General features: G+C 43.1%; 15 protein-coding genes. 9 read left to right on the forward strand and 6 right to left on the reverse strand.

Annotated features, from left to right (window positions below; translation table 11 throughout):
• From BLQ81_RS17895 to mfd, 4 genes are all read right to left on the reverse strand, one after another.
• Positions 1 to 275: transposase (locus BLQ81_RS17895; protein ID WP_139183666.1), on the reverse strand; the 275-nt coding region annotated here is incomplete at its 3' end.
• 132 nt (positions 276 to 407) lie between these two features.
• Positions 408 to 2,843 carry a S9 family peptidase gene (locus BLQ81_RS17900; RefSeq protein WP_092733219.1) on the reverse strand — a complete coding sequence of 812 codons (2,436 nt, stop codon included), beginning with the start codon at positions 2,841 to 2,843 and terminating at the stop codon, positions 408 to 410.
• 178 nt (positions 2,844 to 3,021) lie between these two features.
• Complete coding sequence (gene gldJ / locus BLQ81_RS17905; protein WP_092733079.1) at positions 3,022 to 4,245, reverse strand: gliding motility lipoprotein GldJ; 1,224 nt, start codon at positions 4,243 to 4,245, stop codon at positions 3,022 to 3,024.
• Positions 4,246 to 4,422: 177 nt separating this feature from the next.
• The gene (gene mfd / locus BLQ81_RS17910; protein ID WP_092733082.1) at positions 4,423 to 7,773 is read right to left on the reverse strand and encodes a transcription-repair coupling factor; all 3,351 of its coding nucleotides are present in this window, start codon (positions 7,771 to 7,773) and stop codon (positions 4,423 to 4,425) included.
• A gap of 123 nt (positions 7,774 to 7,896) precedes the next feature.
• Between mfd and BLQ81_RS17915 the strand changes: the two genes are divergently transcribed.
• Positions 7,897 to 8,511, forward strand: coding sequence for a cytochrome c oxidase subunit 3 (locus tag BLQ81_RS17915; RefSeq protein ID WP_092733085.1), 615 nt, complete (start codon positions 7,897 to 7,899; stop codon positions 8,509 to 8,511).
• Positions 8,511 to 8,960 carry an SRPBCC family protein gene (locus tag BLQ81_RS17920; protein WP_092733088.1) on the forward strand — a complete coding sequence of 150 codons (450 nt, stop codon included), beginning with the start codon at positions 8,511 to 8,513 and terminating at the stop codon, positions 8,958 to 8,960. The genes BLQ81_RS17915 and BLQ81_RS17920 overlap by 1 nt, the downstream gene beginning before the upstream one ends.
• Here BLQ81_RS17920 and BLQ81_RS17925 read toward each other — a convergent pair.
• Positions 8,938 to 9,417 (reverse strand): Fur family transcriptional regulator, encoded by a 480-nt coding sequence (locus BLQ81_RS17925; RefSeq protein ID WP_092733091.1) that lies wholly within the window; start codon positions 9,415 to 9,417, stop codon positions 8,938 to 8,940. The genes BLQ81_RS17920 and BLQ81_RS17925 overlap by 23 nt on opposite strands.
• A gap of 207 nt (positions 9,418 to 9,624) precedes the next feature.
• Between BLQ81_RS17925 and BLQ81_RS17930 the strand changes: the two genes are divergently transcribed.
• The 4 genes from BLQ81_RS17930 to BLQ81_RS17945 all read left to right on the forward strand — a co-directional run bounded on the left by BLQ81_RS17930 (position 9,625) and on the right by BLQ81_RS17945 (position 12,807).
• Positions 9,625 to 10,881: an aspartyl protease family protein gene (locus BLQ81_RS17930; RefSeq protein WP_092733093.1), complete on the forward strand. Its 1,257-nt coding sequence runs from the start codon at positions 9,625 to 9,627 to the stop codon at positions 10,879 to 10,881.
• A 102-nt stretch (positions 10,882 to 10,983) separates the two neighbouring features.
• Positions 10,984 to 11,574 (forward strand): LemA family protein, encoded by a 591-nt coding sequence (locus BLQ81_RS17935; protein WP_092733095.1) that lies wholly within the window; start codon positions 10,984 to 10,986, stop codon positions 11,572 to 11,574.
• A 2-nt stretch (positions 11,575 to 11,576) separates the two neighbouring features.
• Positions 11,577 to 12,011, forward strand: a complete 435-nt coding sequence (locus BLQ81_RS17940) for a TPM domain-containing protein (protein WP_092733099.1) — start codon at positions 11,577 to 11,579, stop codon at positions 12,009 to 12,011.
• On the forward strand, positions 11,992 to 12,807 hold the full coding sequence (locus tag BLQ81_RS17945; RefSeq protein WP_092733102.1) for a TPM domain-containing protein: 816 nt from the start codon (positions 11,992 to 11,994) through the stop codon (positions 12,805 to 12,807). The genes BLQ81_RS17940 and BLQ81_RS17945 overlap by 20 nt, the downstream gene beginning before the upstream one ends.
• 100 nt (positions 12,808 to 12,907) lie before the next feature.
• Here the strand turns inward: BLQ81_RS17945 and BLQ81_RS17950 are convergent, their stop codons facing one another.
• The gene (locus BLQ81_RS17950; protein WP_092733105.1) at positions 12,908 to 13,330 is read right to left on the reverse strand and encodes a nucleoside-diphosphate kinase; all 423 of its coding nucleotides are present in this window, start codon (positions 13,328 to 13,330) and stop codon (positions 12,908 to 12,910) included.
• 185 nt (positions 13,331 to 13,515) lie between these two features.
• Between BLQ81_RS17950 and BLQ81_RS17955 the strand changes: the two genes are divergently transcribed.
• The 3 genes from BLQ81_RS17955 to BLQ81_RS17965 are packed head-to-tail and all read left to right on the forward strand — an operon-like array spanning position 13,516 to position 16,113.
• Complete coding sequence (locus BLQ81_RS17955; protein WP_092733222.1) at positions 13,516 to 14,550, forward strand: DHH family phosphoesterase; 1,035 nt, start codon at positions 13,516 to 13,518, stop codon at positions 14,548 to 14,550.
• Between the two features lie 42 nt (positions 14,551 to 14,592).
• Positions 14,593 to 15,519 carry an FKBP-type peptidyl-prolyl cis-trans isomerase gene (locus BLQ81_RS17960; RefSeq protein WP_092733108.1) on the forward strand — a complete coding sequence of 309 codons (927 nt, stop codon included), beginning with the start codon at positions 14,593 to 14,595 and terminating at the stop codon, positions 15,517 to 15,519.
• 42 nt (positions 15,520 to 15,561) lie between these two features.
• Positions 15,562 to 16,113, forward strand: coding sequence for an FKBP-type peptidyl-prolyl cis-trans isomerase (locus BLQ81_RS17965; protein WP_092733112.1), 552 nt, complete (start codon positions 15,562 to 15,564; stop codon positions 16,111 to 16,113).

Genomic DNA, 16,113 nt, shown 5'->3' on the forward strand with positions numbered 1-16,113 from the left:
ACGGCCTTTTTTAGGATGTCCCGCTCGATCTGAGCCTCTTTCAAGGCTTTCTTCAACTCCGCTATTTCTCGCTGTTCGGGACTTAGGATAGCTTTACCCTTTCCTGCAAAGCTTTGATCACCATGGGATTCAAACTCTCTGCTCCAGCGGCGAACCATATCTCCGGGTATTCCCAGCTCTCTACCGATCTCATTGGATGTTTTACCATTCTTGTGAAGCTCGACAACCATTTTCTTGAATTCCTTGTCAAAACTTCTTCTTGTTCCTTCTTTCATTGATTCTAAGTTAAGGGGCTTAACTTACTGTCCAATCAAATGTAGCAGCTCCAGATATTGCAATTTTGGAATCTACTTTATAACAAAGCCCTGTCTGAAAATTGAAATCAAACAGGGCTTTAATTTTTACAATCACTTCTTCGAATCCAATTGATTTTTATTCTTCACAAACTTCTCTAACCAGGTATCCATTTCCCAAAGCGTATGAAGGATGGATTCTTTGGCCGCATAGCCATGACTTTCGTGTGGGAGGAATACCAAACGAGCGGTAACCCCATGGCCTTTCAAGGCATTATAGTACCGCTCGGATTGAATTGGAAACGTTCCGGAGTTGTTGTCCGCTTCGCCGTGAATCAACAAGATTGGCGTTTCCACTTTATGGGCATAGGAGAATGGGGACATATTGAAATACACTTCCGGAGCTTCCCAATACGTTCGCTGCTCATATTGAAATCCAAAGGGAGTCAAAGTTCTGTTATACGCGCCACTTCGTGCAATTCCTGCGGCAAACAAGTTGGTATGAGAAAGCAGGTTTGCCGTCATAAATGCGCCATAGGAGTGTCCACCAACTCCGATTCTCATTCGATCCCCGATGCCCATTCCAACGATCTGATCTATGGCAGCTTCGGCATTGGCCACTAACTGTTCGATGAAATAATCGTTGGGTTCTTCCTCACCTTCGCCCACAATCGGCATTTCGGTCTGATCCATGATCGCATAGCCACGCGTCACCCAGTAGATCGGCGAACCCCAGCTTAATCTGGTAAAGGCATATTTGGAGCCTCTGACTTGCGCGGCGATTTCGGCTGATTTATACTCACGGGGATAGGCCCACATTAAGACGGGAAGTGTTCCGTCTTTTGTGGCATCGTATCCCGCAGGCGTGTAGACTACAGCCGAAAGGCTCAGTCCGTCTTTTCTCTTGTAAGTAACCAATTGCTTCTTTATTCCTTTGATGGATTCGTAGGGATGAGCAAAGTTGGTCACCTGAAGCGGGGCGATTCTTTTTTTGGTATTGATCAGCCAATAATTAGGCTGAAGATCTGTACTTTCTTTTAGTGTAATAAACTCTGATGCATCTTCATCCAGTACTTTGACTACCCGCTCGTAGTACGGAGCCTGTGATCTCCAGAGGATGTTCTCTGTTTTATTCTTGGTGTCAAAAGCAGAAAGATATGGCATGCTACCATCCGGTGAACCACCCTCGCTTGTCATATAGACCAGATCACCTTTACGAAGAAGGACACGCTGACCAAATTTGTTCACGGTGTAGACAGGATTTCCCGGATCATTGTAAATATCATCCGATGAACGATCAATAATTACTTTTGGAGATTGCCCTGCATTGGATGGATTAATCACGGATTTCCGATCCATTCTTGTTTTAGACCAGCTTTCCGAAAGGATAGCAAAGTTATCGTCCGACCAGGCGATGCCGCCAAATCGGTAGGGAGTACTCGCCAGCTTTTGTTTAACTCCCGTAAATGGGGCTTTTAGTGTGTAAATAATTTCTCGCTCTGCAATTTCAACTTTGGGATCCCCACCATCTTGAGCTTCCACCCAATATAATGTGGCAGGTTGATCTGCTCTCCAATTGATATTGCGGGGGCCTGCTACAGTGGCATCAAAACCTGTGGGACGATTTTCATCCAATGGAATTTGTGCCAAAGTTTTTACTTTTTGTCCTGCTTTGGTCCAAATTTCCACATCATAAGGAAAGCGGTTTGCAGGTACCAGATATGAAAAAGGTTTTTTGACAGTTTCGACGATTAGATGGGATCCGTCAGGAGATAGATCCATTGACTTGATCATACCTACCGGGCCGATTGGCTTTTTAGTACCATCCAAATTAACCATCATTAGCTGGGAGCTCATGAAATAGGCAAACAGTGCTTCGTCATGTGGGTTAGTAAGCAAATCCTGATAGGTTCTGCTTGGAGCTGCATTGCCTGAAGTCTCCTGAATTATTGGTCCGGCCGGAGCCAGGGGAGCTTTTGGAATTTCTCCCCGTACGGGATTGACGGCTTTAATTAAAATTTGATTGTCCGGAGTCCAGGCAAAGCTTCCTCCCACGATTTCATTTAAAATGTTCTCAGTGAGTTTACGAGCTTCGAAGGTGGCTATATCTATCACCCAAAGACTGATTCCATTAGCTTCAGTTTGCGTAAAAGCCACATAATTATCATCTCTGGAAAGCGAAAAACCGTTCATTTTTGAATTTGTTGGGAGTCCTTTGATTTGGACTTCTTCTCCTCCCTTGGTCATTTTAATTTTCAGATTTTCCACGCTTCCAGTTCTACTTGGTCCGGAAGTTGCTGGATTTATGCGCAGACCGGCGATCCGAAGCTCAGGCTGTGACAGATCTTCGATGGAAGGATTCCCAGCCCGTTCAATTAACATCATCCAATTTCCATTTTTGCTAAAAACAACCGAAGGGGTACTTGGTGCATTGACCAAATCGGCTATAGCTTTGGGTGGAGTCTGATAAGTAGTCTGTGCAAAATTGGACCCAAGATACGCTCCGAATAAAGTGAGCGCCAAAATTGATTTAGTTAAGAGTCTGTACATATTGATTTGGGTTAATTCTGCATGAAAATACTCTTGAATTTTAGAAGTCAAGGATTGAAATACGCCAATGGTAAAAATTGGAGGGAAAGTGGAGTTTCCTGATGTTTTGACTAATTATGCCTTTAAAACAAAAAAGCCCGGCATTTTGGGCCAGGCTCTCTTTTATTAAATTTAATTTTTATTTTCCTTTTTCACCGATGGAGATCATTGCACAACGGAATCCGATGTGATTGGTGGCAGAATCTTGGTGCATAAATCTACGTGTACCGGGTGCCAACCAATAGGCCACGTCCTTCCAAGAGCCACCTTTATATACCCTGATTTGGTCCGTGAATAAAGAAGTCTCGTAATTTTCCTCTTCGTCATGCACCCCATCTTTTCTCATAGGGTTAAGATCATCTGAATCTTGAAAAGTCATTGGCCTGTAGATGTCATAAACCCATTCGTTCATATTACCTGCCATGTGGTAGAGTCCAAAATCATTTGGTGCCATATCGTACACGTTGGTTGGAAGAATATCTCCATCGTTTCTTTGATTACCTGAGATACCAGCATAGTCACCTCGTCCCCGCTTAAAGTTAGCAAGGAAGTCTCCCTGCTTACCTTTTCGCTTAACGTTGTAGGGATTACGGACACCACGACCATCCCAAGGATAGATTCGGCCATATTCCTGATTTTCATCCAAATATTGAGTTCCGATCATCGCTTTGGCGGCATATTCCCACTCAGCTTCGTTTGGAAGTCTAAAATCTGCCATAGCTACTCCTCGTTCGATTAATTGAACCTTAGTGAAGGATGAGTCAATTCCTCTTTCCTTTCGGACTAAATCCTGAACGAAATCAGTTCTCCATTTTGAATATACGCTTGCTTGTTTCCAAGATACTCCTGCCACAGGGTAGAAATTGAAGCCAGGGAATCTAAAATAGTATGATTGATACAAGTCATTGAAGGACATCGCGCTCGCCCAGACTGCTTCAGAAGGTTCGAGTTTCAAAAGCGAATCAGCACTCACTTTTTTCTTCATGTCAAACAAAAATTCCCGGTAATCATTATTGGTGATTTCGGTTTCATCCATGTAAAAATTGGCAATCGATACAGTTCTCTCCAAGTTATCTCTAAAAGCCATTATGTCCTCTTCCTGTGAACCCAATACAGTCCGGCCGCCCTGAACAAACTTCAAGTTTGGACCGGGAATTTGCTCTGCTCTTTTGGAAACAAAAAAGTTTGTAGAATCATTTTCCTCAAAAGAAAATGCCGCTCCGGTAGTAGCACTTTTCTTACCAGGTTTGTCGGCGGTTCTTCGGCCATACCCTGGAGTTTTGTTGCAGGAGGATAATACAGTAGCGGAAACCAGCAAAAAAGCTGTTGTCCACATTCCCCATGATTTGTTATTCAGACGCATATATTGATGTTTTGGTCTATTTCAGAATGCTAATATAGATGCATTGGAACCTACTTCCAACGCTTTTCAATTTTCAGGTTTATTCAAAATGGCCCCAATTGAATCATTTGAGGCAAATTCAACAAAATTCATAATCGAAAATGCAATATTTATGCCAGTTAAATTTTGATAAATTTCTTAAAAACTCATTTCCAAAAGAACCTTTTGGGCCTTTTGAATGGTCGGGACTCCTTCAATGGTAAGAATCAAACGGTTTTTGTGTTCTTTTATTTTACACTGCTTAGTCTGTACCTGTGCAAACTTCATAATCTTGCCAAAAACAGCGGAAGAATAGAAGTCATCCCGATTCGAAGGCAAAAGGTAACACTTCATTTGCCTTCCTTTCAAGACAAGCTTCTCAATTCCAAGCTTTTCTGCTACCCAACGTAAACGAACTGTCTCCATTAAGTCACTGACTGCCTGTGGGAATGGACCAAAACGATCCTGAAGCATTAGCGAAAATTTTGTGAGATCTTCTTCATTTTTGATTGCATCGAGTTTGGAATAAAGCCCCAAACGTTCACTGATATTGGTCACGTATGATTCAGGAATTAACAGTTCCAAGTCGGTTTCTATGGTACAATCCTGAACCAATACCCTCACTCTTCCGCTCAAATCTGTCTCAAAAAGTGCGGCAAATTCATTTTCCTTCAATTCCTGTACAGCTTCATCGAGGATTTTATGATACATCTCAAATCCCAGATCGGTGATAAATCCGCTTTGCTCGGCACCCAGTAAATTTCCCGCCCCCCGAATGTCCAGATCTTTCATCGCTACTTTGAATCCGTCACCTAAATCCGAAAACTCCTCTAAGGTTTGAAGCCTTTTTCTGGCCTCCGCAGTCAAACCTGACATCGGACTGGTCAATAGGTAGCAGAATGCTTTTTTATTGCTTCGCCCTACCCGGCCACGCATCTGATGCAAGTCGCTCAATCCAAACATGTGAGCCCGGTTGATGATGATTGTATTGGCGTTCGGAATATCCAGTCCTGACTCGATGATATTGGTAGAGACCAATACGTCATATTCATGATTGATGAAATCTACCATTACTTTTTCAAGCTTTTTGCCATCCATTTGACCATGAGCACTGATAACGCGGGCATCCGGCACCAGCTTCATGATCAGGTTGGCAATGCTTTCAATCTCCCCGACACGATTGTGCACAAAGAAAACCTGCCCTCCTCTTCTCAGCTCATAAGCAACTGCATCACGGATCACAGGCTCTTGGAAGGTCTGAACTTCGGTCGTGACAGGTTGGCGATTGGGAGGGGGAGTGGCGATCACAGAAAGATCCCGTGCGCCCATCAGCGAAAAGTGCAGTGTTCGCGGAATCGGTGTAGCGGTCAGGGTTAGGACATCCACATTGACTCGCAAATTTTTGAGTTGGTCTTTGACTTTGACACCAAACTTCTGCTCCTCATCTATGATCAACAGACCGAGATCTCTAAAAACGATGTCTTTATTGACGATTTTATGTGTGCCAACCAGAATGTCGATCTCGCCGGTTTTCACCTGAGCAATGATTTCTTTGATTTCTTTAGCAGAGCGAAAACGGTTGATGTATTCCACCTTGACAGGAAGATTTTCCAATCTTTCGATGAAGGTGTGAAAATGCTGCATTGCCAAAATGGTGGTTGGGACCAATATGGCCACTTGCTTGCGGTCATTGACTGCTTTAAAGGCCGCACGGATGGCGACTTCAGTTTTTCCGAATCCTACGTCTCCACATACCAATCGGTCCATTGGATATGTTTTTTCCATATCAGATTTGACATCTGAAGTGGCCAAAGCCTGGTCAGGCGTATCTTCATAGATGAAGGAAGATTCCAATTCTACCTGTAAAACAGAATCTCTCGAGAAAGCAAACCCCTGTGCAGACCTTCGCTTGGCATAGAGTGCGATCAAATCCTTTGCAATGTCTTTTACCTGCTTTTTGGCGCGGGATTTTTTGTTTTCCCACTCGGGAGAACCCAATTTCGACATGGAAGGTACTTGCCCCTCCTGACCGGAATACTTTGAGATTTTGTGGAGGGAGTGGATGTTGACGTACAAAAGGTCATCATCCCGAAAGATCAGGCGGACAGCTTCTTGCTTCTTGCCGTTGACATCGACCTTTTCCAAACCCGCAAAGCGTCCAACGCCATAATCAACGTGAACAATGTAATCGCCGGGGTGGAGGGCTTTCAGCTCTTTGATGGTGAGGGCTTTGGATTTACTGGCTTTTGCCCTTGATTTATATCTGTGAAAACGTTCAAATAACTGGTGATCGGTGTAGCAAACGATTTTTCCCTGCTTGTCTACAAATCCCTCCCTTAGCCCCAAAAGCATGCTTTGAACATGAAGAGTAGGATCCAATTCATGAAAAATTCCAAGTAGCCGGTCGATTTGCTTTTCGTTCTCAGCCGTAATTAAATTGGTGAACCCCTGTTTTTCGTTGTCTGAAAGATTGGCGACGAGCAGGTCGAAATTCTTATTGAAAGAGGGCTGAGGCTGACTTCCCCAGTTTATTTTATTTTCTGTTTTCAAATAAAATTGCCTGCCAAATTCAACACTTGAAAATCTGCTGATGATGGCTGAAAAGTCCGCTCCCCGATCAAACAAATCCGTAGGCTTCAGCAATAAATTTTCGGTGTGAGATTTGGATACAATTTGGGTAAATGCCTGTTCAGCTTTGTGAAAGGATTCATCCATCACGTCCACTGTCAGCTGATAATCCTTGATCCAAATAGTCGCGTTTTCAGGCAGAAAGCTCAGAAATGATTGCCTTACCTCCTGAAGCAGCTTCGTCTGTACATTTGGGATCAGGGAAATCAACTCCACACTTGCAATTGAAAGTTGGGTTTCCGGATCAAAGGTTCGGATACTTTCCACTTCTTTGCCGAAAAGTTCGAGGCGATAGGGATGCTCGTTGCTGAAAGAAAACACGTCCAGTATTCCACCCCGTATCGCGAATTGACCGGGTTCATAGACGAAGTCGGTTCGCTCAAAATCATAGCTGGCCAAAAGTTCTGACACAAACTCCATATCGACCGATTCACCGACTCTGACCGAGAAGGTGTTTTCTACGAGTGACCGCTTATTGATCACTTTTTCGTAGAGTGCCTCTGGATAAGTGATAATTATGCGAGATTCTCCTTTTGTCTCCAAAATATGGTTCAGGATTTCGGCCCGCATCAGGACATTGGCATTGTCTACTTCATCGTATTGATAGGGGCGTTTAAAACTGCCGGGGAAAATCATGTGGATCTCCGTGTGAAGGAGGTTTTGCAAATCTGAATTCAGATAGGCCGCCTCCTCTTTATCTTGAGCGATGATGAGGTGAAAACCACCGCTTTTTTCAAAATAAGAAGCCAAAAGAACCATGTCCAAGCTTCCTGATAGTCCCCGAAGTTGGAGCTTAATCGTTTCGGTAGACGCTAGCTGATGGGCAAGCGTCTGAAAAATAGGGTCTGACTGGTAAATGCTGATAAAGGACTGACGATCCAAGGCTGGAAATGTTAGAGGAATATTGGAAGTGCCAAATTTAGGGTATTTTGACCTTTTTAAGGTTAGCGGTCGAGTATTTGATAATTTTCTGAACCAAGCACCCTTTAAAATGTTTTTTATCAGATGAATCGAACAAAAGAACCCCAAACCTGGCTTCAACGGGTGGAAAATCTCCATCCCTATGAGTCTTTGCTTTATTTGGGGATGTTTGGCAGCGGGCTGATTTTTTTATTCTTAGTCGTAGCTTTCATCTCCTCCGGAATTAATCAGTTAGAAGGCTTGAATCACAAGATCCCTGTAGCGTTTCTGATTTCGACCTTCATGTTGATCCTTTCGGGCTATACCGCCACCAAAATGAGACTGCATTACCAGGAAGAAAACCTTCCCAAATTGGAAGGCTCATTGCGGAACACCTTTCTTCTGGGAGTGACTTTCACTATCCTTCAGTTTGCAGGGTGGAAGGAATTAACTGACATGGGTATAAACTTTACGGGGCTTCCCAGTGGCAGTTTTTTATATTTACTTTCCGGGATTCACATCTTCCACTTGTTGGGGGCAATGATCTTTGCACTAATCTTATTGGTACAGCTTCGCAAGACCCAAGAAGATGGGATCCGAAAATTGATCTTGGTGACTAACCCGTTTGAAAAAATGAGAATTCGGTTATTTACCGTTTACTGGCATTTTATGGATGCGATTTGGTTGATTTTATTTTTCCTGTTTATCCTTAGCTTCTGATGCAAATACAAATAGAATCTCCTGTCGAGCAAGGCTATCTTGATGTGAAAGCCGGATTCAATGAGTCGCTTTTCAAAAAGCTCAGTCCGCCATTTCCGCCGGTAAAGCTGTTGCGATTTGATGGGTCACGAAAGGGTGATCTGGTTACTCTGGAACTTAATTTTATTTTTTTTAAACAAAAGTGGACCAGTGAAATCACAGAAGAAAGTGCCACCCCGCTGGAGTTTTTCTTTGTAGACAAAGGCGTAGAATTACCTTTCTTCCTTAAAAAATGGAAACACAAGCATCGGATAATTTCATCGGGGATCGGTTCGGTTATTCGCGATGAGATTGAGTATGAAGCACCTTTTCGTTTATTGACCTACGCACTTTATCCAGCCTTATGGCTTCAGTTTGCTTTTCGGAAGCCGATTTACAAAAAGATTTTCAAAAGGCCTGGAGCGCACTGAGATTTTCGCAGTTTTCAATTTTACAATCGCCATAGAGAACCAAAGAATGGCTGGTGATTTGGGATTTGAAATCCCGGCCTGTGGAATCCTTGATTTCATTGATTTTCGGATCGGAAAATTCACGGATTTTTTGGCATTGATTGCAGACATGATGGTCGTGGTGCTTGTAAGTCAGTGCCTGCTCGTAGAGTGCCACTTTATCTTTGAACTGATGCTTGACCGCCAATCCGCTTTCGACCAGAAGATCCAAGGTATTGTAAATAGTGGCACGACTGATTGTATAACCTTTGTTTCTCATTTTCAAGAAAAGGCCTTCCACGTCAATGTGTTCGTCTTCGGGTAAAATGTACAGTTCATCAATGACTGAAAATCGCTCCGGGGTTTTTCTGTTGCCCTGTTTAATCAGGAAGTTTTCGAAAATCTTTTTCGCTTTATCAATTAGAACTGTATCCGCCATTTTTAAATTGATGATTGAAAATTAAAGATGAGGCATTCCTGTTTTTTTGGCAAATCACCCTGCGGTTTCTGGGTAATTTGATTTCAGTCTAAATTAGTGAAAAGAATTTTCAATCTTATTCCAACTTTTGGGTAGGCAATTTGAGTTTATGGAGTATAACCTTAAAAGAAATCTCTTTATCTTCTGTCGGAGATCACCCCAGCCCAAATGATTTCAAGAAAAATTTTCCTCCTTGTCCTTTTATCTTTCAATTTTATAGCCTTTACGGGGGCTCAGGTGCCTGGATTTTTCATGAAAGAGGAAGCACGAAAAGTCAGAATTCCATTTTATAATTCCAATAGCCTGATTATACTGCCGGTCTCGATTAATGGCCGCGAGTCGATCAATTTTCTTGTCGACACTGGAGTACGCTCAAACATATTGTTCAGCAAAACTTTGGGTGATGCATTAGGTTTGGATTACACCCGGCGGCTTAGTATTGCAGGCGCGGATGGATCTACGGTAATTATGGCGCAAGTCTCACCGATCAACACCTTGGATCTTGGACCTATTTTGGGAAGAATGCAGAGTTTATTGGTACTCGAACAAGATTTTTTCGAATTGGAATCAGTGATTGGAGTGCCGGTTTATGGGATTATTGGGTATGAATTTTTCAAATTTAATCCGGTCAAGATTAATTATGATGAAGGATTTTTGGAGTTCTATAGAGAAAATTCGATCAAGTGGAAACCTCCCTTTTATCGAAAATTTGATATGGCTATTGAGGATAGTAAGGCATATATCGAGGCCAAAATCAATCAAAAAAGCGGCCCGAAAATCAATGCTAAACTGTTGATTGATACGGGTGCCAATCATGGCCTATTACTCAATCAGGAGACGTCAGATGAAATTAAAATGCCCCCGCTGTTCATTGAATCCCAACTGGGTCAATCGCTCGGCGGCGTACTTTACGGATACATCGGACGGGTGAACTCGCTCAATCTGAATGGGCTGAAAATGAAGGAGGTGCTCACCTCTTATCCTGATAAAAACAAATTCAGTGACATCATTGTGGCTACGGGAAGACAAGGTAGTCTAGGTTCTGAGGTGTTGGGCAGGACTAGAATGATTTTGGATTATCAGCGAAAAAGAGCTTTGATCCGAAAAGGAGAAAATTTCTATTCACCATTTGAATATGATATGAGCGGTTTGATTTTGAGAAAAATCCCGAATGATGAAAACCGCTACTACGTGAGTGATGTTCGATTAGGTTCCCCAGCCTACAAAACGGGGATTTTGCCCTATGATGAACTCCTCTCCGTCAATAAGATTCCTACCTTTCTTTGGGAACTTTCGGAGCTTTTCAAACTGCTTAGATCAGAGGAAGGAAAGGAAATCCAATTGGAAATGAGGCGCTATCAAGGTGATGATTTAACCGAATTTGATGATTACAAAGTGAGTATTTTTCTCAAAAAGCAAATTTAAATATTCCACATGGAGGGATTATTTGGATAACTTTGACTCGGGTTTTAAACAACAAGATTTGGAATCCGTGTAAAAACCTTTAAAAAACACATCCTGGAAACTATGAAAAAATTTCTTATCCCTGTTGCAATTATTGCCGTCTTGGGTATATACCTATATACTAAGGCTGTTGGAAGTTACAATCAATTTGTCCAAGCGGAAGAACAAGTCAATGGACAATGGGCTGAAGTGGAAACCCAATACCAGCGTCGGGCCGACTTGATTCCCAATTTAGTGAACACGGTAAAGGGATATGCGGATTTTGAACAGGAGACGCTCACAGGGGTGATTGAAGCGCGCTCAAAGGCCACTTCCATGACTATTGATCCGACTAACCTTACTCCGGAAAATCTCGCGCAATTTCAGCAAGCTCAGGATCAACTTTCAGGGGCATTGAGCCGGTTGCTCGTTACTGTGGAGCGCTATCCTGACCTGAAAGCCAATCAAAACTTCCTGGAACTACAGGCTCAGCTGGAGGGTACAGAAAACAGAATCGCAGTAGCCCGCAGAAATTTTAATGAATCGGTCGTCGCTTATAATGCTAACATCAGAACTTTCCCGAACAATATTTTTGCCGGATGGTATGGTTTTGAGACCAAGGGAACATTCAAAGCTTCTGAAGGCGCTGAAAATGCACCAACTGTTCAATTTTAATCATGGCTGAAAAATTATTTTCTCCGGAGGAAAAAGCTCAGATCACAGCTTCGATAAAGGATGCTGAGACCCGAACCTCCGGAGAAATTCAAGTGCATATCGAAAATCACTGCAAAGGCAATGTGCTGGATCGGGCTGCGGAAGTATTTGAGACACTCAAGATGTATCAAACCAAAGACCGTAACGGGGTCTTGTTTTACTTGGCAGTGGTAGATCACAAATTTGCGATACTGGGAGATGCAGGGATCAATTCAGTGGTACCCAAAGATTTTTGGGAAAGCACCAAGGAATTGATGGCAGTCAATTTCCGTCAGGGAAAGTTTACCCAAGGCCTCATCGCAGGCATTCATCAAGCCGGAGAACAGTTGGGCACACATTTCCCATACGATCAAGCCGGCGACAAAAACGAACTCTCGGATGAACTATCTTTTGACTAAAAAGGCGCTATTCCTGCTGTTTTTTGTCCTCTTCTTCGGACAAATCAGGGCTCAGGATTTCCCTCCATTACCCAATCCACCGCGTTTGGTCAACGACTTTACCGGGACACTCTCCTCCGATGAGTTGGCACGACTGGAGCAGAAGTTGGTTGGATACACAGATACCACCTCTACCCAAATCGCCATCGTGCTGATGCACTCGACGGGGGATTATGAAATTGCAGACTATGCGCAACGCCTGGGTGAAAACTGGGGGATAGGCAGCTCCAAGGATAACGGTATTTTGATCTTGGCGGCAATGAATGACCGAAAGGTTTTCATTGCCACCGGCCGGGGGATGGAAGGGGCCATACCCGATGCACTTGCCAAGCGGATTGTGACTAATCTGATCACGCCCAATTTCAAAATGGAAGCCTATTATCAAGGGTTGGATCAGGCGACAGACATGATTTTCAAATTGGCATCAGGAGAGTACAAAGCCGAAGATGTAGAATCAGAGGGGAATCATGGAGGAGCAGTTTTTCTCTTGCTACTTTTCATTGTCATATTTGTGATTCTTCCGCTGATCAAAAACCGAAAGGACAACGACAATCACATGGGTGGAAGAGGAGGCGGAATAGACCTCTGGACGACTATCATGCTGGCCAATATGCTCAAAGGCGGCGGTGGAGGAAAATTTGGTGATTTCTCTTCAGGCAGGGGATCATTTGGTGGAGGCGGCTTCGGTGGAGGCGGTGGATTTGGTGGCTTTGGCGGTGGATCTTTCGGCGGCGGCGGAGCAGGTGGAAGCTGGTAAGCCGTCGTTCCTTTTTGGCAAAAGACAAAAAATTCATGACTTAGGCATAAAAAAAGCGCTCATTTGAGCGCTTTTTAGCTTTTGCTGAATCTTGGATTTTTTAAAGTACCCGCTCAGTCTGCGAAAAGTAGAAGTTTCCTTCGATAGCGGCGTTCTCGTCAGAGTCTGAACCGTGCACCGCATTGGCTTCAATTGATTTTGCAAAGATCTTTCTGATCGTTCCTTCTGCTGCATTGGCAGGATTGGTAGCTCCGATCAACGCACGAAAATCTTCCACTGCATTGTCCTTTTCCAAAATGGCCGCAATGATCGGCCCGGAGGACATATACTTGCACAGATCTGCGTAGAAGGGTCTTTCCTTATGCACCTCGTAAAATTTGCCTGCCAATACAGGCGTTAATTGGGTAGCTTTCATTGCCACAATTTTGAAACCTGCCTCTTCGATCATTTTCAGAATAGCTCCTGAGTTTCCAGCCTCGAATGCGTCCGGCTTAATCATTGTGAAAGTTCTGTTATTTGCCATGGGATGTTTTTATCTTGGTTTAATTCGGTCGCAAAAGTAGGGCTTTTCCCTTCATTTTTCTGCCTATGTAATTTTATTCTGTTTTATCCCTCTAATTTTCAGCCCAATGAGGTCTTTGGGATTTCTGGAAAAATTGCAGACATTTGCAGGCCACTAGAGCCAGAAGTGCTGCTGAAATGATATTAATGGAAGCTTTAGATTCGTTTAAAAAAGAACTTTCCTCACCCAAGAAAATATTCATCACCACCCATGTGAAGCCGGATGCAGATGCCCTGGGTTCATCTTTGGGTTTGGCGAATTACCTTATCAAGAAAGGGCACGAAGTGACAGTGGTAACCCCGACAGATTATCCTTCTTTTCTTTGCTGGATGAAAGGCAATGAAACGGTCCTGGACTTTAGCAACCCGGAGTACAAGCCATTGGCCTCACTTCGTTTGGAAGAAGCCAATATGATCTTTTGCCTTGACTTTTCAGTCCTGGGAAGAGTCAATGAATTGGGGGAGATGATCAGAAAATCCAATGCTTTTGTTGTCAATATCGACCATCACCAAGACCCGGAGGATTTTGCGGATTTCAGATATTGGAGTACCAAAGCCGCTGCGACATGCGAGTTGGTGTATGAATTGATTGTGGAATTGGGCGACAAAGATTTAATCGATAAAGACATCTCGGATTGTCTTTATGCCGGAATAATGACAGATACAGGAGGATTTCGCCATCCCAATACCACCAAAAATGTTCATCTCGTCGTGGCGGAGCTTATTGAAAAAGGAGCTGATTGCGCTCAAATTTCCAATTGGATCTATGATTCCAACTCGGTCAACCGACTCAAATTTATCGGTTTTGCCATAACACGGAGATTGGTCGTTCGCGAGGATTTACATACTGCTTACTTTGTGATCAGTAAAAAAGATCTTAAAAAATATCAAAGCCAAACCGGGGACACAGAAGGATTGGTCAATTATGCCTTATCTTTGGATGGGATCAAGGTTGCTGCCTTATTTTCAGAGCGGGAAGATGGGATAAAAATATCGTTTAGATCCAGCAGTGATGTAGCAGTAAATAAATTTGCTGCGTCCTATTTCAACGGAGGCGGACATAAGAATGCCGCCGGAGGAAAGTCTGATTTGAGCCTGAAGGAAACCGTTGATCTATTTGAATCACTCGTTGAAAAATGCCAAGATGAATTGTTTCATTCCGAAACATTAACTGCCGGATAAAACAGGCACAGAAATAAAACACAGAAAATTCCCCTAACCTTTATGAAAAATAGAAAAAGCCAGTTGGCAATCCTCGTTCTGATGTTTGGAGCGAGCACTATGTCTTCCTGTCAGAAAACAAAAGTCACTGAAAAAGACGCAATCGAGTATAAATACATCAAGCAAGGATCTGAAAAAGCTCCCAACGGAGATTTTCTCCTTTACAACTTGGAAATCACCACAGCCAGTGACTCGGTGATTTACAGTACTATTGACCAACCTTTTCCAGGTTACTTAATGGCAAATGATACCTTGACTCCTCAGAATGGAATGGATGAAATATTCCTGGCTTTGAGAAAAGGTGACTCCATTTATTTTGAATCCACTGCCAAAATTATCTTCAGTGGCAATCAACCTCCATTTTTGAAAGAAGGTGATGTGGTTAAAGTCAAATTGGGGGCATTTGATATCAAAACGGACTCTGCAATGCAGGCATTTTATCAGGAAGTCATGATGGCCGAGCAGACGAAAAGTGTGGAAAGAGCCAAAACACTTTTGGTAGAAGAAGGTAAAACTATCGAGGCCTATGCTTCAGAAAAGGGACTTAAGGTGCAAAAGACCGAAAATGGCCTGTATTATGTCATTGAAAAAGAAGGAACAGGTGAAGTTACTACTCCGGGGACTACCATGTATGTTAACTATGCAGGATACCTGTTGAACGGGACATTGTTTGATACTTCTTGGTCAGAAATCGCCAAAGCAAATAATATTTTCAGCGAAGGCAGGCCATACGAGCCACTTTCAGTGAATGTGGGAATGGGTCAGGTGATCCCAGGATGGGATGAGGGACTGATGTTGTTGAAAAAAGGATCCAAGGCGAAATTCTTGATTCCTTCGCCTTTGGCATACGGTGAAGCCGGTGCCGGAGCAATGATCCCTGCCAACTCCATCCTTATTTTCGACGTAGAAGTGACCGACGTGCAGAAATAATATTTCTAAAGAAGAAGAAAAAATTAAACTAAACCAGAACATATGAACTACCGACTGATCGCTTTTGCAGCTTTGCTTTTGGGTGCCATTTCTGTTGTATCTTGTATTGACCCTGATCAGACTCAAGAAGTGATTCTTGAAAAAGACAAATTGGCAATTGAAAAATACATTTCAGAAAACCCCTTCACATCTGTAAAGGAGTACAAAGAGGAAGCGGAAGGTTTTTATATGTTCTGGGAGGTTGCCAATGAATCTGGAGCAAGTGTCGTAAGAGGAGATACAGTCTTTGTGAATTACACCGGTAAATTGCTCAACAAGCAGGTCTTTGACACCTCCATCGAACAGGTTGCTAGAGATAATGGTATTTTTGCAACTAACCGAACTTACCAGCCTCTAAAATTCCGCCCGGGGTTCAACTTTGCAATTGTAGGCTTTGAATTTGCAATATCGCTGATGAAAGAGGGTGAGAAAGCTACTGTAATTTTCCCCTCAAAGCTCGGATATGGCTCTCAGCCAAGCGGTCCTGTTCCGGCAAATTCTCCCCTGATATTCGAATTGGACTTGACAAGAGTAAAAAAGGCACCACAAAACTAA

Origin of the sequence: Algoriphagus alkaliphilus (genome assembly GCF_900103735.1) — a bacterium.
GTDB classification, from domain to species: Bacteria; Bacteroidota; Bacteroidia; order Cytophagales; family Cyclobacteriaceae; genus Algoriphagus; species Algoriphagus alkaliphilus.